This window comes from Cellulomonas sp. RIT-PI-Y (assembly GCF_025642745.1).
GTDB lineage: Bacteria > Actinomycetota > Actinomycetes > Actinomycetales > Cellulomonadaceae > Cellulomonas.
In genome coordinates this window covers 68,171-84,763 of record NZ_JANZKP010000008.1, presented here as the reverse complement: position 1 = coordinate 84,763, position 16,593 = coordinate 68,171, and the positions used below count along the sequence as shown (strand labels likewise).

17 protein-coding genes are annotated in these 16,593 nt (G+C 71.9%); 9 read left to right on the top strand and 8 right to left on the bottom strand.

Going from position 1 to position 16,593, the window contains the following annotated elements; translation table 11 throughout:
- Together OGL89_RS04835 and OGL89_RS04830 are read right to left on the bottom strand one after the other, a co-directional pair.
- Positions 1-667 (bottom strand): ABC transporter permease (locus OGL89_RS04835; RefSeq protein ID WP_263118741.1); only part of this gene is annotated, 667 nt, incomplete at its 3' end.
- Positions 664-1,572 carry an ABC transporter ATP-binding protein gene (locus OGL89_RS04830; RefSeq protein ID WP_263118740.1) on the bottom strand — a complete coding sequence of 303 codons (909 nt, stop codon included), beginning with the start codon at positions 1,570-1,572 and terminating at the stop codon, positions 664-666. The genes OGL89_RS04835 and OGL89_RS04830, both read right to left, overlap by 4 nt.
- A gap of 58 nt (positions 1,573-1,630) precedes the next feature.
- Between OGL89_RS04830 and OGL89_RS04825 the strand changes: the two genes are divergently transcribed.
- The gene (locus OGL89_RS04825; protein WP_263118739.1) at positions 1,631-2,110 is read left to right on the top strand and encodes a YbjN domain-containing protein; all 480 of its coding nucleotides are present in this window, start codon (positions 1,631-1,633) and stop codon (positions 2,108-2,110) included.
- On the opposite strand, the gene OGL89_RS04820 is transcribed toward OGL89_RS04825, so the two are convergent.
- Together OGL89_RS04820 and OGL89_RS04815 are read right to left on the bottom strand one after the other, a co-directional pair.
- Positions 2,107-3,222: an ATP-binding protein gene (locus OGL89_RS04820; protein ID WP_263118738.1), complete on the bottom strand. Its 1,116-nt coding sequence runs from the start codon at positions 3,220-3,222 to the stop codon at positions 2,107-2,109. The two genes, OGL89_RS04825 and OGL89_RS04820, sit on opposite strands and share 4 nt — an antisense overlap.
- Positions 3,219-4,004 carry a response regulator transcription factor gene (locus tag OGL89_RS04815; RefSeq protein WP_263118737.1) on the bottom strand — a complete coding sequence of 262 codons (786 nt, stop codon included), beginning with the start codon at positions 4,002-4,004 and terminating at the stop codon, positions 3,219-3,221. The genes OGL89_RS04820 and OGL89_RS04815 overlap by 4 nt, the downstream gene beginning before the upstream one ends.
- A 139-nt stretch (positions 4,005-4,143) precedes the next feature.
- Here OGL89_RS04815 and OGL89_RS04810 point away from each other — a divergent pair, with 139 nt between their 5' ends.
- The 3 genes from OGL89_RS04810 to OGL89_RS17115 all read left to right on the top strand — a co-directional run bounded on the left by OGL89_RS04810 (position 4,144) and on the right by OGL89_RS17115 (position 7,573).
- Entirely contained in the window at positions 4,144-5,454 is a 1,311-nt protein-coding gene (locus OGL89_RS04810; protein WP_263118736.1) for a hemolysin family protein, read from the top strand.
- Positions 5,451-6,521 carry a hemolysin family protein gene (locus tag OGL89_RS04805; RefSeq protein WP_263118735.1) on the top strand — a complete coding sequence of 357 codons (1,071 nt, stop codon included), beginning with the start codon at positions 5,451-5,453 and terminating at the stop codon, positions 6,519-6,521. Before OGL89_RS04810 ends, OGL89_RS04805 begins: the two co-directional genes overlap by 4 nt.
- A gap of 179 nt (positions 6,522-6,700) precedes the next feature.
- Positions 6,701-7,573 (top strand): M15 family metallopeptidase, encoded by an 873-nt coding sequence (locus tag OGL89_RS17115; RefSeq protein WP_263118734.1) that lies wholly within the window; start codon positions 6,701-6,703, stop codon positions 7,571-7,573.
- Between the two features lie 63 nt (positions 7,574-7,636).
- Here OGL89_RS17115 and OGL89_RS04795 read toward each other — a convergent pair whose 3' ends face one another.
- On the bottom strand, positions 7,637-8,548 hold the full coding sequence (locus tag OGL89_RS04795) for an aldose 1-epimerase family protein (protein ID WP_263118733.1): 912 nt from the start codon (positions 8,546-8,548) through the stop codon (positions 7,637-7,639).
- A 55-nt stretch (positions 8,549-8,603) separates the two neighbouring features.
- Here OGL89_RS04795 and prfB point away from each other — a divergent pair, with 55 nt between their 5' ends.
- From prfB to smpB, 5 genes are all read left to right on the top strand, one after another.
- Positions 8,604-9,716 (top strand): peptide chain release factor 2, encoded by a 1,113-nt coding sequence (gene prfB, locus OGL89_RS04790; RefSeq protein WP_263118732.1) that lies wholly within the window; start codon positions 8,604-8,606, stop codon positions 9,714-9,716.
- Between the two features lie 152 nt (positions 9,717-9,868).
- Positions 9,869-10,558 carry a cell division ATP-binding protein FtsE gene (ftsE, locus tag OGL89_RS04785; protein WP_263118731.1) on the top strand — a complete coding sequence of 230 codons (690 nt, stop codon included), beginning with the start codon at positions 9,869-9,871 and terminating at the stop codon, positions 10,556-10,558.
- 10 nt (positions 10,559-10,568) lie between these two features.
- Complete coding sequence (gene ftsX, locus OGL89_RS04780) at positions 10,569-11,489, top strand: permease-like cell division protein FtsX (protein ID WP_263118730.1); 921 nt, start codon at positions 10,569-10,571, stop codon at positions 11,487-11,489.
- Positions 11,490-11,493: 4 nt separating this feature from the next.
- Positions 11,494-12,858, top strand: coding sequence for a peptidoglycan DD-metalloendopeptidase family protein (locus tag OGL89_RS04775; protein ID WP_263118729.1), 1,365 nt, complete (start codon positions 11,494-11,496; stop codon positions 12,856-12,858).
- 79 nt (positions 12,859-12,937) lie between these two features.
- Complete coding sequence (gene smpB, locus OGL89_RS04770; protein ID WP_263118728.1) at positions 12,938-13,408, top strand: SsrA-binding protein SmpB; 471 nt, start codon at positions 12,938-12,940, stop codon at positions 13,406-13,408.
- On the opposite strand, the gene OGL89_RS04765 is transcribed toward smpB, so the two are convergent.
- From OGL89_RS04765 to OGL89_RS04755, 3 genes are all read right to left on the bottom strand, one after another.
- Complete coding sequence (locus OGL89_RS04765; protein ID WP_263118727.1) at positions 13,405-14,760, bottom strand: NAD(P)/FAD-dependent oxidoreductase; 1,356 nt, start codon at positions 14,758-14,760, stop codon at positions 13,405-13,407. The genes smpB and OGL89_RS04765 overlap by 4 nt on opposite strands.
- 70 nt (positions 14,761-14,830) lie before the next feature.
- Complete coding sequence (locus OGL89_RS04760; protein WP_263118726.1) at positions 14,831-15,322, bottom strand: GNAT family N-acetyltransferase; 492 nt, start codon at positions 15,320-15,322, stop codon at positions 14,831-14,833.
- Between the two features lie 4 nt (positions 15,323-15,326).
- Positions 15,327-16,385, bottom strand: coding sequence for an ATP-dependent DNA ligase (locus tag OGL89_RS04755; RefSeq protein ID WP_263118725.1), 1,059 nt, complete (start codon positions 16,383-16,385; stop codon positions 15,327-15,329).
- Positions 16,386-16,593 lie beyond the last annotated feature (208 nt).

Genomic DNA, 16,593 nt, shown 5'->3' with positions numbered 1-16,593 from the left:
CCTCCCCGGCGGCCGCGGGGAGATAGGCGCCCACGCCGGACAGCGCCTCGACCTGGCCGAGCAGCAGCCGGGCCAGCGGCTCGACGAACTGGGTGAAGGCCAGCACCGCGACGATCGCGAGCACCTGGTTGGTCAGCACGCAGCCCAGCCCGACCCCGAGCACGCACCACACGGTCAGGGCCAGGACGGTCCGTCCGACGGTGCCCAGCACCGCCGGGTCGGTCAGCAGCGTGGGGTGGTCCATCATCGCGAGCACCGCGGCGCCGGTGCCGGTGGTGGCCACGGCGCCGACCAGCCCGAACACCAGGCCCAACGGCACGCTGGCGAGCAGTTTGGCCACGATCAGCCGGGTGCGGTCCGGCTCGGCCAGCAGGGTCGGCGTGATCGTGTGGTGCCGGAACTCGCCGGTCACGGACATCACCCCGACCAGCAGCGGGAACACGAAGCCCAGCGAGGCGGACAGCGTGTAGATCGTGATCGCGATCGTCGCGTCGTCCATCGTGGTGGCGGGCAGGTCGGTCTCCACGCCGGAGGACGGGTCCACGGTGAGGGCGAACGCCATGATCGCGGCGATGAAGAGCATGTAGCCGGCCATCGCGAGCAGCAGCACCCACCAGATCCGGGTGGTGACCAGCTTGCGGTACTCGGCGCGCAGCGTGTCGGTCATCGGGTCGCTCCCTCGGTGACTGCCGTCAGGCGGAGGAATACGTCCTCCAACGACGCGCCCCGGGCGCTCAGCTCGTGCAGTTCCAGTCCGGCGGTGAAGGCGGCGTGACCGACGGTGGCGGCGTCGACCCCGCTGAGCTCCGCGCTCCCGTCCGGCCCTGCCGTCAGGGACCACCCCGCACGCTCGGCGAGGGCGAGTAGTCCGGCGCGGTCCGGGGTGGTGACCCGCACCCGGTGCTCGGCCAGCGCGACCAGCTCGGACAGGGGTGAGGAGTGCACCAGTCGGCCGCGGGAGATCACCACGATGTCGTCCACCGTCTGTTGCACCTCGGCCAGCACGTGGCTGGACACCAGGACCGTCCGGCCCTCCGCGGCCAGGCTGCGGAGCAGGTCGCGCAGCCAGCGGATGCCCTCCGGGTCGAGACCGTTCGCGGGTTCGTCCAGCAGCAGGACGGGCGGATCGCCGAGCAGGGTGGCCGCGAGGCCGAGTCGCTGACGCATCCCGAGCGAGAAGCCGCCGACCCGCCGGTTCGCCGCCTCGCGCAGGCCGACCAGCTCCAGCAGCTCGTCCGCCCGGGAGTCGGGCGCCCCCGCCTTGGGCGCCGAGACCCGCAGGTGGTCCCGAGCGGTCCGGCCGGGGTGGAAGTCGGCCGCCTCCAGTGCGGCGCCGACCGTGCGCAGCGGGCGGTCCAGGTCCGCATAGCGCCGGCCGCCGATGGTCGCGGTGCCCGAGGTGGGGGCGATCAGGCCGAGCAGCATCCGCAACGTCGTGGTCTTGCCTGCGCCGTTCGGGCCGAGGAATCCGGTGACCCGGCCCGGAGCGACCGTGAAGCTCAGGTCGTCGACGGCGCGGACGGGTCCGAAGCTCTTGGACAGGTGCCGGATCTCGATCGCGGGAGCGGTCATGCCCTCGACCGTAACTGTTCTACCTTGGATAGAACAAGGGGTCTGGCAGGCTGTGTCCATGGGCTTCTTCACCAAGGACGTCACCCCGAACGCGGCCCCCGCGGCCTTCACCTTCGACCGGCTCACCGCCGCGCTCGACGCCAACGAGTGGAACTACGGCACCGACGACGAGCGGACCGAGGCCTACGGCACCTGGGACGACCACCCGTTCACGTTCAGCACGTCCGGCAAGGACGGCGAGACGCTGTACGTCCGGGCCCGCTGGGCGCGTGACCTGCCGATCGACGCGCAGCCCGGTCTGCTGATCCGGGTGAACGACTGGCACGCCGACACCCACTGGCCCAAGGTCGTGGTGCGCGCGTTCGACGACGGCACGCTGGGCGTGTTCGCGGAGCTGAGCGTGAACTACCGCTCGGGCGTCACCGACGACCAGCTCACCGACCACCTCAACGTGGCGATCGGGACCTCGCTGAGCTTCTTCGAGCAGCTCGACGAGGGCTACCCGGAGGCGGTGGCGAAGGCCCAGGAGTCGAACTAGCCCGCGGAGGACGGCGCGGTCCGGCGACTCTGCCGCCGCGAGGGCAGCATCACCCGCATCGTGCAGCCCGCCGGGGTGTCCGCCACCCCGACCGTGCCGCCGTGCAGATTGACCGCCCACCGGACGATGGACAGGCCCAGCCCGGTGCCGCCGGTGGAGATCTGCCCGGTGATCGCCGGGGTGTTGCCGCGCGCGAACCGTTCGAACACCCGCTCGCGCTGATCCGGCTGGATGCCCGGGCCCTGGTCCACCACGTCCAGCCGGACCCAGCCGCCGGAGCGGTGCGCCTCCAGCCGGACCGGCGCCCCCACGGGGGAGTGCCGCACGGCGTTCTGCACCAGGTTCGCCAGGATCTGGTGCAGGCGCTCGCGGTCCGCGGGGATCACCAGGTTCTCCGGCTCGACCACCACCGGGAAGGTCAGCCCCTTGCTGGCGCCGACCAGTCGTCCCTCGCTGGCCGCCTCCTCCAGGAACTCCCTGAGCGGCACGTCGGTCAGGTTCAGCTCCACCGCTCCGGCCTCCAGCCGGGACAGGTCGAGCAGTGTGGACACCAGACGGCTCAGCCGCTGGGTCTGGGCCAGGGCGGCCTTCATGGTCTCCGGGTCGGGGTCGTCCACCCCGTCCACGATGTTCTCCAGCGAGGCCTGCAGTGCGGTCACCGGCGTGCGCAGCTCGTGCGAGACGTTCGCGACCAGCTCGCGCCGGATGGTGTCGGTCTGCTCCAGCTCGTCGGCCATCCGGTTGAACGCCTCGGCCAGCTGACCGACCTCGTCGCGGGAGGTCGCCCGGACCCGCCGGGTGTAGTCGCCCGCGGCCATCGAGCGCACCGCGGAGGTCATCTCCCGCAGCGGGGAGGTCATGCCCCGGGCCAGCAGCTGGGTGAAGACCAGCACGATCACCAGGACGACCGGGAAGGTCCGGGTCGGTCCCAGGGTGTTGTTCAGCCCGAACCAGGTGAGCAGGGCCGCCACGCCGGAGGACGCCGCGACCAGCACGCCGAGTTTGATCTTGAGCGACTTGAACCGGTCCAGCGGCCGGACGTCCGGCAGGCGGGGCAGGGAGGTCGCCGAGGCGAGGGGTCGTTCGCGGTCCCGGCGAGGGGAGCTGGTCACTCCTGGCCCGCCTCCGCGGTGTCGGTGCCGGTGGCGGGCTCCAGCGCGTAGCCCACACCGTGCACGGTGCGGATCAGGTCGGCGCCGAGCTTGCGCCGCAGCGCCTTGACGTGCGAGTCGACGGTCCGGGTGCCCGAGGCGTCGACCCAGTCCCAGACCTCGGCCAGCAGGCGCTCGCGGGTGAGCACGGTGCGCGGGCTGGCGGCCAGGGCCAGCAGCAGGTCGAACTCCGTCGGGGTCAGGTGCACCTCGGTGCCGGCCCGGTGCACCCGGCGCTGCGCCCGGTCGATCACCAGGTCGCCGATCGTCACCGGCGGCTCGGCGCCGCTGGCGGTGGTGGCCTGCTCGGCGGCCAGGGCGGCGCGCTGCTGACGGCGCAGCAGCGCCTTCACCCGGGCGACCAGTTCCCGCATGGAGAAGGGCTTGGTCATGTAGTCGTCCGCGCCGACCCCCAGCCCGATCAGCATGTCGGTCTCGTCGTCGCGGGCGGTGAGCATCAGCACCGGCACCGGGCGCTCGGCCTGGATCCGGCGGCAGACCTCCAGGCCGTCGATCCCGGGCAGCATCACGTCCAGCACCACGGCGTCCGGCCGGATCCGCGCCGCGGCGTCCACGGCGGCCAGGCCGTCGCCGACGGTCTCCACCTGATAGCCCTCGGCGGCGAGCCGGCGGGCCACCGCGGTGGCGATGGCGGGCTCGTCCTCCACGACGAGCACCGTGGCGGTCACGGCCCCCTGGCCGGTGGGACCGGCGGGGGAGCCGGGGCGAGTGGCAAAGGTCATGGGCCCAGCGTGGCACACGGGTGTGGAGGTTTTCGTATGATGCTGCGACCATGCCCAGCTCAAGTCGTGGCCGACCCTGTGCGAGCAGAGTCGGCCCCCTCCGTTCTTCCCCTTCCCGCACGACGACCGGTGGTGACCGGTGCTGACCGAGTGGTTGCTGATCGCCTTCGGCGTCCTGCTCACGGCGGGCACCGCCCTGTTCGTCGCCAGTGAGTTCTCCCTGGTGACGCTCGACCCCGGGGTGGTGGCCAAGGAGACCCGGCCCGACGACCGCCGGGGCAACACCGTCCTAAAGGCGCTGCGCCGGCTGTCCACCGAGCTCTCCGGCGCCCAGGTCGGCATCACGCTGACCACCGTCCTGCTCGGCTACACCACGCAGCCCGCGGTCAGCCGCCTGCTGGGGGGCGCGCTGACCGGGCCGCTCGGACGTGGCGCCGGGATCGCGGTGGCCGGGGTGATCACGGTCGTCCTGGTGAACGGGTTCTCCATGCTGTTCGGCGAGCTGGTGCCCAAGAACTTCGCGATCAGCCGGCCGCTGGGCACCGCGCGGTTCGTCGCGCCGTTGCAGCACGGGTTCACCACCGGGCTGCGGCCGCTGATCGGCCTGTTCAACTCTTCCGCGAACGCGATCCTGCGCCGGTTCGGCGTCGAGCCGCGCGAGGAGCTGTCCGGGGCGCGCTCGCCGCAGGAGCTGGCCGCGCTGGTGAAGCGGTCCGCGCAGGTGGGCACCCTCGACGAGTCGACAGCGACGCTGCTGACGAACTCGATCGAGTTCTCCGAGCTCTCCGCGGTGGACGTGATGACCGATCGGCAGCGGATGGTCACCGTCGACCGTGAGGACCCCGCCACCGAGGTGATCCGGCTGGCCCGGGAGACCGGCCACTCCCGGTTCCCGGTGCTGGGCGAGGACTCGGACGACATCATCGGCCTGGTGCACCTGCGCCGGGCGATCGCGGTGCCCTACGAGCGCCGCGGCGAGGTCCCGGCGGCAGCGCTGATGATCGAGGCGCCCCGGGTGCCGGAGACCGTGCACCTGGGTCCGCTGCTGGTCGAGCTGCGCGAGCAAGGACTGCAGATGGCGGTGGTGGTGGACGAGTACGGCGGCACCTCCGGCGTGGTCACCCTGGAGGACGTGGTCGAGGAGCTGGTCGGGGACGTCGCGGACGAGCACGACCGGCGCCGGACCGCGGCCTCCCGGCGGGGGGACGGCGCCTGGGTGGTCTCCGGCCTGCTCCGGCCGGACGAGCTGACCGAGCAGACCGGCCTGGTCGTCCCGGACGACGCCCGCTACGAGACGCTGGGCGGCCTGGTGATGGCCGAGCTGGGCCGGGTGCCGGAGGCAGGCGACTCGGTGCGGCTGCCGGGGATCGACCTGACCGTCGAATCCATGCAGCGCCGCAGGGTCGACCGGGTCGTCGTGCTGCCGCGGGCCGAGGAGGTGGCCGGGTGAACGCCACTCTGGCCCTGGTGCTGGCGGTCCTGCTGCTGGCCGGGAACGCGTTCTTCGTCGCGGCCGAGTTCGCGATCATCTCCGCGCGACGTTCCGCCATCGAGCCGCTCGCCGCCGCGGGGGACCGCCGGGCGCAGACCGTGCTGTGGGCGATGGAGCACGTGTCGCTGATGCTGGCCTGCGCGCAGCTCGGCGTGACCATCTGCTCCACCACCCTCGGTGTGGTGGCCGAACCGGCGATCGCGCACCTGATCGAGGCCCCGTTGCACGCGCTCGGCGTGGGCAGCGAGCTGACCCACCCGATCGGGTTCGTGGTCGCGCTGCTGCTGGTGGTCTACCTGCACGTCGTGCTGGGCGAGATGGTGCCGAAGAACCTGTCGGTCTCCGGCCCGGACCGCGCGGTGCTGATCTTCGGCCCGCCGCTGGTCTGGCTCGGCCGGGTGGTCAAGCCGATCATCACCGCGCTGAACTGGCTGGCGAACCACGTGCTCCGGCTGTTCCGGGTCGATCCCCGGGACGAGGTCGCCTCGGCGTTCACCGCGCAGGAGGTGCAGTCCATCGTCGAGCAGTCCCAGGCCGAGGGGCTGCTGGAGGACGAGCAGGGCCTGCTGTCCGGTGCGCTGGAGTTCTCCGACCGCACCGCCGCCGAGGTGATGATCCCGCGCGACCAGCTGGTCACCGTGCCGCAGGACGTCACCCCGGAGGAGGTGGAGCGCCTGGTCGCCAAGACCGGCTTCAGCCGGTTCCCGGTGCTCGACCGTTCCGGCGCGCCGACCGGGTACCTGCACGTCAAGGACGTGCTCTACGCCGACGGGGAGTCCCGGCGGCTGCCGGTGCCGGCCTGGCGGGTGCGCACCACCGCGGTGGTGGCCCCCGGGGACGAGGTCGAGGAGGCCCTCGCGGCGATGCAGCGCTCCGGGGTGCACGTCGCCCGGGTGGAGCAGACGGGTGAATCCGGTCACAAGGCGATCGTCGGCGCGGTCTTCCTGGAGGACATCCTGGAAGAGCTGGTCGGCGAGGTGCGGGACGCCATGCAGCGCGGTCACCTGGGCATCCCGCGTCGGTGAGACGTGGCGCACCCGGGCGCCTAGCACAGATCCCTGAGAACGGAAGGGACCTGAGGGTCTTGGAATGCGGGCCGCGGAGCCGTTATTGTTCCGTGATCGTTCCCCCGGATCCCTCCCACAGGGTCGACCTGTGTCCGGGCCCCCGGGGTGCCCCCTGTCCGTAGAACATCGGAGGTCCCGTGGCGTCGCACATCGCGCCCGCCGACATCGCCCCCGTGGCGAGCCGTCGGCAGCTGCGAGAGGCGGAGCAGGCCGGCAACCGGCGCTCCCGTCGTCGACCCACCCCTCAGGCCGCCGGGGGCACCGCCGTCGCCGAGTCGGCCCGCTCCGGCCACCCCGCCGCCCGCTGGGGCATCCGGACCGGTGTGCTCGTCACCCTCGCCGCCGTCACCGTCGCCGTCCCGCTCACCCAGCAGGAGGACCGTTCGGTGGCCGCCACCGGGGAGTCCGCCGCGGACGACGCGGTGCTGCCCAGCACGGTCGAGGCCCTGACCGGCACGCCCAGCTCCACGCTGGTGCCGCCGTCCTCCCTGCTCTCCACCGACGCCTCCGCGGTCCGCAGCGAGGTCGCGGCCAGCCGCAGCGAGGACCGCGAGATCCTGCCCGGCTGCTCCGGCGAGGTCAGCACCCCCAACGCGTCGAACGGCCAGCTGCCGTCCGCCGACCTGTGCACCCTCTGGGACGGTGGCACCCAGCTGCGCGCCGACGCCGCCGAGGCACTGGCCGAGCTGAACGCGATGTACGTCGCCAAGTTCGGTTCGGACATGTGCCTGTCCTCGGGCTACCGCACCCTGGCCCAGCAGAGCGCCGTCAAGGCCGCCCGCGGCAGCCTGGCCGCCGCCACCGGCAAGTCCAACCACGGCTTCGGCCTCGCGGTCGACTTCTGCTCCGGCCTGACCAGCGGCGTGCAGTGGGAGTGGCTGAACGAGAACGCGGCCACCTTCGGCTGGGAGAACCCGGCCTGGGCGCAGCCCGGCGGCTCGGGACCGTACGAGCGCTGGCACTGGGAGTACACCAAGGTGCAGACCGACGGGTTCTACTACGGCGAGTGATCGCCCCCGACACCGGAAAGGCCCCCTGGATCACCAGGGGGCCTTTCCGCTGAGCGGGGTGGGTCAGACCAAGGTCATACCCCAGGTCACCGTGTGCGAGGCGCCGGGTTCGATCCGGACCAGTCGCTCGCCGGTGCGGAACGCGTCGGCGATGCAGCTCATCGGCTCGGCGGCCACGCCGCGACGGTCGATCGACGGGATGCCGTTGCCGGTGCACACCTGCCAGGTGTCCATCGAGGAGTCCATCCAGATCGCGGACCCGTGGCCGTCGGGGGAGCCCAGCACGATCCAGGCCAGCCCGTCGGCGTCCCGGTTCACGTCCAGGAACGCGTCGTCCAGGGCGACACCGGCCAGCGGCTGCGGGGTGCGGCGGTCCGCGGCACCGGTCAACGGAGCGGTGCCGGTGGGCAGCAGGCGGTCGTCGACGGTGACGATCGTGGCGGCGTCCACCCGCAGGGTGCAGTCGTCGACGGCGGCGTCGCCGGGGGACAGCCACGGGTGGAAGCCGATGCCGTAGGGCGCGGGCCGGTCGCCGAGGTTGGTCGCGCTGACCCGGAGGGTGAGGCCGCGGTCGGCGGTGAGCGTGTAGGTCGCCTCCAGCCGCAGCGGGAACGGGTAGCCGGAGGTCGGCACCAGATCGTGCCGCAGGCTCACCGAGGAGGCGTCGGCCTCGATCGGGGACCACCGCACCTGGGCGGCCAGGCCGTGCAGGGCGTTGCGGCGGTCCGGCTCGGTCAGCGGCACCTGATGCTCGACGCCGAGCCAGGTGTACTGGCCGTCGGCCAGGCGGTTGGGCCAGGGTGCGAGCACGGCGCCGGAGAAGGCGGGCGGGATCTGCTCGGCGGGGAACGGCAGCACCACGTCCCGGCCGCCCACGGCGTACTCGCGGACGCTGGCGCCGACCTCGGCGATGACGGCCCGCTGATCGCCGAGGGCCAGGGTGTGCTGAGTCCCGGAGGGAAAGGGGATGTTCACGCTCACACGGTAGTCCGTCCGCGAGGGCGGCCCCGGGACGGTAGCCTGGTCCGTCGTGGCAGCCACCGACTTTCCCGCCGAGATCCGCGACCTGCGTTCCACGCTGGGCACGATCCAGGCGGTCTCCGACCCCACCGCCCTCCAGGCCAAGATCGCCGTCCTGACCGAGCAGGCCTCCGCGCCCGACCTCTGGGACGACCCCGAGGCCGCGCAGAAGGTCACCAGCGCCCTGTCGGCCACGCAGTCCGAGCTGGACCGGGTGGACAAGCTGGGCGCCCGGATCGACGACCTGGAGACCCTGGTCGAGCTCGCGGGCGAGGAGGACGACGCCGACACCCTGGCCGAGGCCGAGGCCGAGCTGGCCGCGATCTCCAAGGACCTGGGCGAGCTCGAGGTCCGCACCCTGCTGAACGGCGAGTACGACCAGCGCGAGGCGGTCGTGACCATCCGCGCCGGGGCCGGCGGCGTCGACGCCGCCGACTTCGCCGAGATGCTGATGCGGATGTACCTGCGCTGGGCGGAGCGGCACGGCTACCCGACCACGGTGCTGGACACCTCCTACGCGGAGGAGGCCGGCCTGAAGTCGGCGACCTTCGAGGTGAAGGCGCCGTACGCCTTCGGCCACCTGTCGGTCGAGGCCGGCACCCACCGCCTGGTGCGGATCTCGCCCTTCGACAACCAGGGCCGGCGCCAGACCTCCTTCGCCGCGGTCGAGGTGATCCCGCTGATCGAGCAGAGCGACGACAACATCGAGATCCCCGAGTCGGAGATCAAGGTCGACGTCTTCCGCTCCTCCGGTCCGGGCGGTCAGTCGGTCAACACCACGGACTCCGCGGTCCGGATGACCCACATCCCGACCGGCATCGTGGTCTCGATGCAGAACGAGAAGTCGCAGATCCAGAACCGGGCCGCCGCGCTGCGCGTGCTCCAGTCCCGCCTCCTCCTGGTCCGCAAGGCCGAGGAGGACGCGAAGAAGAAGGAGCTCGCCGGGGACATCAAGGCGTCCTGGGGCGACCAGATGCGGTCCTACGTCCTGCACCCGTACCAGATGGTCAAGGACCTGCGCACCGAGCACGAGGTGGGCAACACCTCCGCGGTGTTCGACGGGGACATCGACGGCTTCATCGAGGCGGGCATCCGCTGGCGCCGTTCGGCCGCCGTCGACTGACACACCGGGCATTCCGGGCGCGGGTGCCCGGCTTCACAGGGACCGGGCGGCGTGTCACGGTCGGGTCACGGCCCCGGGCTGCGTACCGTGCCGGAAGGCTGGTGAAGACCGCATGACCTCCCTCCCGTCCCCGACAACCGGCCGCCACGCTTGTGATCAGACTTGAGAACGTCACCAAGGTCTACGCCCGGGGCGCCCGTCCCGCGCTGGACCAGATCTCGCTCGAGGTCGAACGCGGGGAGTTCGTCTTCCTGGTCGGGGCCTCCGGCTCCGGGAAGTCGACCTTCCTGCGGCTCGTGCTGCGCGAGGAACGGCCCACCGGCGGCAAGGTCTTCGTCGCGGGCAAGGACCTGACCACGCTGTCGAACTGGAAGGTGCCCCAGCTGCGCCGCCAGATCGGTGCGGTGTTCCAGGACTTCCGCCTGCTGCACAACAAGACCGTGTTCGAGAACGTGGCCTTCGCGCTGCAGGTGATCGGCAAGCCGCGGCACCACATCCTGTCCACCGTCCCGGACGTGCTGGAGATGGTCGGCCTGGCCGGCAAGGAGAAGCGGCGCCCGCACGAGCTGTCCGGCGGTGAGCAGCAGCGGGTGGCGATCGCCCGCGCGTTCGTGAACCGCCCGGCGATCCTGCTGGCCGACGAGCCCACCGGGAACCTGGACCCGACCACGTCCCTGGGCATCATGCGACTGCTCGACCGGATCAACCGGACCGGCACCACGGTACTGATGGCCACCCACGACGACGAGATCGTGGACCAGATGCGCAAGCGCGTGATCGAGCTGTCCGGCGGTGAGCTGGTCCGCGACCAGTCCCGTGGCGTCTACGGCTCGGACCGGTGAGGGGACGATCATGAGACTGCAGTTCATCCTCTCCGAGATGGGCATCGGCCTGCGCCGGAACCTGTCGATGGCGATCTCCGTGGTGCTGGTGACCTTCGTGTCGCTCACCTTCGTCGGCTCGGCCGCGCTGCTGCAGATGCAGATCGGCAAGATGAAGGACGACTGGTACGACAAGGTCGAGGTCTCGGTCTTCCTCTGCCCGGCCGGCGAGTCGCCGGAGCCGACCTGTGCCGGCGGCGAGGTCACCCAGGAGCAGAAGGACGCGATCACCGAGGCGCTGGACGCCCCGGACATCAAGCCGTACATCGAGCACATCTACACCGAGACCAAGCAGCAGGCCTTCGACTCGTTCCAGGAGCGGTTCTCCGGCAGCTTCTGGTCGCAGGTGGTCCAGTCCCCGGAGGACATGAACGAGTCGCTCCGGATCAAGCTGACCGACCCCGAGCAGTACCAGGTCGTCGCGGACGTGCTGTCCGGGCGGCAGGGCGTGGAGAAGGTCCAGGACCAGCGGCAGATCTACGACACCCTCTTCCTGGTGCTCAACCGGGCCACGCTGCTGTCGGTCGGACTGGCCGGGGTGATGCTGCTGGCCGCGGTGCTGCTGATCACCACGACCATCCGGTTGTCCGCGATGAGCCGGAAGCGCGAGACCGGGATCATGCGGATGGTCGGTGCCTCCAACCTGTTCATCCAGCTGCCGTTCATGCTGGAGGGCGCCATCGCGGCGACCATCGGTGCGGTGCTGTCGGTCGCCGGCCTGTGGGCGACAGTGAAGTTCGTGATCGGCGACTGGTTGGGGGGCACCCTGCAGTGGGTGCCCTACGTCACCACGCAGGAGGTGTGGCAGATCGCCCCGGTGCTGGTCGGCGTCGCCATCCTGCTGGCCGCGATCTCCTCCCTGGTCACCCTCAGCCGCTACACGAAGGTCTGATCCGATGCCCGATCTCCGCCTGTTCCGCAGCGGTCGTGCCGGTCGCCCGGTGACCCGCACCCGTCGGTCCGTCTCGGCCGCGTTCGCCGCGACCCTGGCGCTGCTCGCCGGGCTGGTGCTGGCCGGTCCTGCCGCCGGTGACGACCTGGACGACCAGAAGTCGACCGCGGAGGGGCAGCAGGCGGCGAACGCGCAGGAGAAGGCGGACGCGGAGGCCGCGCTCGAGGGGCTGAACGCGGAGTACGCGGACACCGCGATCGCCCTGCAGCAGGTCCAGCAGCAGTTGCCGGCGGCGCAGCAGGCGCTGACCGCCGCCGAGTCCACCCTGGCCGGGTACGAGCGCGAACAGGCGCTGATCGCCAGCCAGCTCCAGGACGCCGAGGACCAGGAGGTGACGATCAACGCCACCATCGAGCAGGACTCGGCGCGCTCGGACGAGATCCGCAGCCAGGTCGCCCAGATGGCCCGCCAGGCCTACCAGGGCGGCGACAGCGACTCCAGCACGCTGAGCCTGGTGATCGGCGCGCAGAGCGTCGAGGAGCTGACCGAGAGCTACACGGCGGCCAGCACCGCCCAGCGGGTGCAGAGCCAGGTGCTGGACGAGCTGATCGCCGTCGACGCGAACAACCGGAACAGCCAGGCCCGGCTCACCGCGGTGCAGGACCGGATCACCCAGCTCAAGGCCGAGGCCGACGCCAAGGTCGCCCAGGCCGAGACCGCGCGGCAGGACGCCGCCGACCGCAAGGCCGAGGTCGAGGACCTGATCGACCAGGAGCAGGAGAAGCAGGACCAGCTCGCGTCGCAGAAGTCCGCGGTCGAGTCGCAGATCGCCGCGATCGACGCCGAGGCCAAGAAGATCGAGGACCAGCTCGCGGCGATCGGCGCCGAGCAGCAGAAGCGTGCGGCGGCCGCGGCGGCCGCCGCCGGGCAGCCCGCCCCCGCCGCCGGACCGGTGAACGGCGCGATCTTCGGCAACCCGACCTCGATCAACCCGATCCACGTCACCAGCGAGTACGGGATGCGACTGCACCCGATCCTGGGCTACTACCGGCTGCACGCGGGCATCGACCTGCGCACGTACTGCGGCACGCCGATCTACGCCGCCAAGGCGGGCACCGTGCAGTGGGCGCAATGGCGCAACGGCTTCGGCAACCAGGTGATGGTCGACCACGGCCTGTACAACGGGTCCTCCTTGATGACCTCGTACAACCACATGACCTCGTTCGTGGTGAGCGGGGGCCAGGCGGTGTCCCAGGGGCAGCTGCTCGGCTACTCGGGCAACACCGGGACGTCCGCGGCGTGCCACCTGCACTTCGAGGTGTACGTGAACGGCGCGACGGTCAACCCGCGGCCGCTGCTCGGCCTGTAGCGAATTCGCTCGGCCCCGCCGGACGTGGCCGGATAGGCTGTCGCGTCGCTGATCGACCCACGAGCGGAAGGAGGGGCCGATGGCCAAGCAGACCGGACGGGCGCTGGTCGCCTCCAACAAGAAGGCCCGGCACGACTACTTCATCGAGGACGTGATGGAGGCGGGCGTCGTGCTGAGCGGCACCGAGGTCAAGGCACTGCGCGCCGGGCGGGCTTCCCTGGTCGACGGCTGGTGCACGATCGACGGCGGGGAGATGTGGCTGGAGGGCGTGCACATCCCCGAGTACGCCCAGGGCACCTGGACGAACCACGCCCCGCGGCGCAAGCGCAAGCTGCTGCTGCACCGCCAGGAGATCGACCGCTGGGAGGCGAAGACCCGGGAGAAGGGTCAGACCATCGTCCCGCTGTCGCTGTACTTCCTGGACGGCCGGGCCAAGGTCGAGATCGCGCTGGCCCGGGGCAAGAAGGACTGGGACAAGCGGCAGTCGCTGCGCGAGCGCCAGGACAACCTGGAGGCGCAGCGGGCGATGCGGGAGCAGCGCGACCGCTAGGTCGTGGTCCGCTCGGCCGCGTGCTCGGTGGGCCGGTCCGCGTCCCGTTGCCGCAGAGCGGTGCGCCCGACCACCTGCTGCCAGGTCGACGTCCGCTCGGACCGACCGCGCCCGACGAAGCTCACCGCCCAGTGCAGCAGCGTGGTCAGCCGGTTCTTGAACCCGACCAGGTAGAACAGGTGCACGCCGAGCCAGAGCAGCCAGGCGAGGAAACCGGAGGTGCGGATCGGCCCGATCGACGCCACCGCCTGGAAGCGGGAGACCGTCGCCAGGCTGCCCTTGTCGTGGTACTCAAACGGTCCGGCGCTGGGCTCGCCGCGGTGGGCACGGAGGATCTCCTCGGCGGCGTAGGTCCCGGTCTGCATGGCGGCGGGGGCGACGCCCGGGACGTCCTGGTGCGAGGCCAGGTCGCCGACCACGAACACCTCGGGGTGGCCGGGCAGCGAGCCGTTGGGCTCCACGATCACCCGGCCGGCCTTGTCGACCTCCGCACCGGTGCGCTCGCCCAGGACTTTGCCCAGGGGGGAGGCGGCGACCCCGGCGGCCCACACCTTGGCCCGGCTAGCGATCCGGCTGCGCCGCCCGTCGCCGTCCTCGACCTCGACCGCGTCCTCGGTGACGTCGACGACCTTGTGGCCCATCAGCAGCTCCACACCCAGCCCCTCCAGGGTCCGGGCAGCGGCCTGCTGGAGGCCGCGCGGGTAGCCGGGCAGCACCGCGGGCACCGGATCGACCAGCAGGATGCGCGCCTGCGCCGGGTCGAGCCCGCGGAAGTTGTGCCGGAGCGAACGGTGCGCGAGCTCGGCCAGCTGCCCGGCCATCTCCACCCCGGTCGGGCCCGCGCCCACCACCACGAACGTGGTGAGCATGGCCCGCTCGGCCGGGTCGGCGGACAGCTCGGCCAGCTCGAAGGCGCCGAAGATCCGGCCACGCAGCTCCAGGGCGTCGTCGATGCTCTTCAGCCCGGGTGCGTGGTCGGCGAACCGGTCGTTGCCGAAGTACGACTGCCCGGCACCGGCAGCGACGATCAGGCTGTCGTAGGGCGTGCGCCGCTCGCCGATCGGGGAGGTCGAGACCACCTCGCGGGCCTCGACGTCGATGTCGGTCACCGTGCCCATCAGCACCCGGGCGTTGCGCTGGCGCTTGAGCACCTCGCGGGTGGCGGGGGAGATCTCGCCCATCGACAGCACGCCGGTGGCGACCTGGTAGAGCAGCGGCTGGAACAGGTGCTGCGCGGTGCCGTCGATCACGGTGACGCGCAGGTCCGGTTCACCGTCCAGGGCGCGGGTGGCGAACAGGCCACCGAAGCCGGAACCGATGACGACCACGTCGTGCGGGCGGGTGCGGGTCATGGGGAGAGCACCTCCGGGGCGGGGGACGGACGCGTTCGACCCTAGGAGCGCATCGACCGGCGCGCGCGTTCTACAGCCGCCGCTCCAGCAGCAGGGTGTCCCGCCACCGCCCGGCCATCGGGCCGACCGTCATCCGGGCGATCCGCTCGCGACGGCCGACCTCGCGGAAGCCCAGCCGCCGGTGCACGGCCAGGCTGCCGGCGTTCTCCGGGAAGATCGTGGACTGCAGGGTCCACAGCCCCAGCCCGGGAGCGCGGTCCACCGCGGCGGTCAGCAGCGCGGTGCCCACCCCGCGACCGCGGGCCTGCTCGGCGACGTACAGCCCGAGCTCCTGCACGCCGGCGTAGACCGCCCGGGCGGAGACCGGCGTCCCGGAGACCCAGCCGAGCGCGGTGCCGTCGTCGGCGGCAGCCAGGTAGCGCAGGCCGGGGTGGTGCGCGGCGTCCCAGGCGGTCCAGCTCGGCGGCTCGACCTCGAAGGTGGCGTTCCCGGACGCGATCCCGGCGGTGAAGATGTCCCGCACCGCGTCGGCGTCGTCTGCGGTGAGGGTGCGGATCAGCATGCGCTCACCGCCGACCCAGGATCTCTCCCAGGTCGAAGCGCACCGGCTCCTCCAGCTGGGCGTAGGTGCAGCTCGCCGGGTCACGGTCCGGGCGCCACCGCTGGAACTGCGCGGTGTGCCGGAACCGGTCGCCCTCCATGTGGTCGTAGGACACCTCGACCACCAGCTCCGGGCGCAGGGGGACGAAGGACAGGTCCTTGCCGCCGCTCCACCGACTGACCGCGCCCGGCATCCGCTGGCCCTCGTGCGCCGCCTGGTCGGACCACTGCGCCCACGGGTGGTCGTCCACGTCGCTGCGCAGCGGGGCGAGCTCCTCGACCAGGGCGGCACGGCGCGCCATCGGGAACGAGGCGGCGACGCCGACGTGCTGCAGCCGACCGTCGTCGGTCCACAGGCCGAGCAGCAGCGACCCGAGCACGTCGCCGGACTTGTGCCAGCGGAACCCGGCGACCACGCAGTCCGCGGTGCGCTGGTGCTTGATCTTGGACATCGCGCGCTTGTCCGGCTGGTACGTCCCGTCCAGCGGCTTGGCCACCACGCCGTCCAGCCCGGCGCCCTCGAACCGGGTGAACCAGTCCTGCGCCAGTTCCGGGTCGGTGGTCGCGGGGGTGAGGAAAATCGGGTCCGCCGCGTCGCCCAGCGCGTCCAGCAGGCGGGACCGGCGCTCCCCGAACGGAGTGGACATCAGGTCCTCGTCGCCGAGCGCCAGCAGGTCGAAGCCGACGAAGGACACCGGGGTCTGCTCGCTGAGCAGCGTCACCCGGCTGGCGGCGGGATGGATGCGCTGCTGGAGCGCGTCGAAGTCCAGCCGGTCGCCGGAGACCAGCACGATCTCCCCGTCGAGCACGCACCGCTGCGGCGTGTTCGCCCTGATCGCCTCGACCAGCTCCGGGAAGTACCGGGTCATCGGCTTCTCGTTCCGGCTGCCCAGCACGACCTCGTCGCCGTCCCGGAACACGATGGTGCGGAAGCCGTCCCACTTCGGTTCGACATGACCGGGCGGGATCGCGCTGACCGCCTTGGCCAGCATCGGCTTGACCGGGGGCTGCACAGGGAGGTCCATGGCGCACATCGTGCTCCGGCCCGCCCGGTCGCGCCCGGGCAACGCCCTCAGCTGGGGTGACGCGCCAGGTTGCTGCATCCGTGCAGGTGACCTCGGGGGCGACCCGGTCCACGGGTGCGGAACAGTGCCGCATCCGTGCGTTCTCGTGGACACCGGCTCCGGCCCGCGCCGACGATCGGTGCCGTCCACCTCGGACACACACGATCGG

Coding starts and splice junctions, on each gene's coding strand:
- OGL89_RS04830 (WP_263118740.1), bottom strand. CDS start 1,572: ATGACCGCTCCCGCGATCGAGATCCGGCACCTGTCCAAGAGCTTCGGA.
- OGL89_RS04825 (WP_263118739.1), top strand. CDS start 1,631: ATGGGCTTCTTCACCAAGGACGTCACCCCGAACGCGGCCCCCGCGGCC.
- OGL89_RS04815 (WP_263118737.1), bottom strand. CDS start 4,004: ATGACCTTTGCCACTCGCCCCGGCTCCCCCGCCGGTCCCACCGGCCAG.
- ftsX (WP_263118730.1), top strand. CDS start 10,569: ATGAGACTGCAGTTCATCCTCTCCGAGATGGGCATCGGCCTGCGCCGG.
- OGL89_RS04775 (WP_263118729.1), top strand. CDS start 11,494: ATGCCCGATCTCCGCCTGTTCCGCAGCGGTCGTGCCGGTCGCCCGGTG.
- smpB (WP_263118728.1), top strand. CDS start 12,938: ATGGCCAAGCAGACCGGACGGGCGCTGGTCGCCTCCAACAAGAAGGCC.
- OGL89_RS04765 (WP_263118727.1), bottom strand. CDS start 14,760: ATGACCCGCACCCGCCCGCACGACGTGGTCGTCATCGGTTCCGGCTTC.
- OGL89_RS04760 (WP_263118726.1), bottom strand. CDS start 15,322: ATGCTGATCCGCACCCTCACCGCAGACGACGCCGACGCGGTGCGGGAC.
- OGL89_RS04755 (WP_263118725.1), bottom strand. CDS start 16,385: ATGGACCTCCCTGTGCAGCCCCCGGTCAAGCCGATGCTGGCCAAGGCG.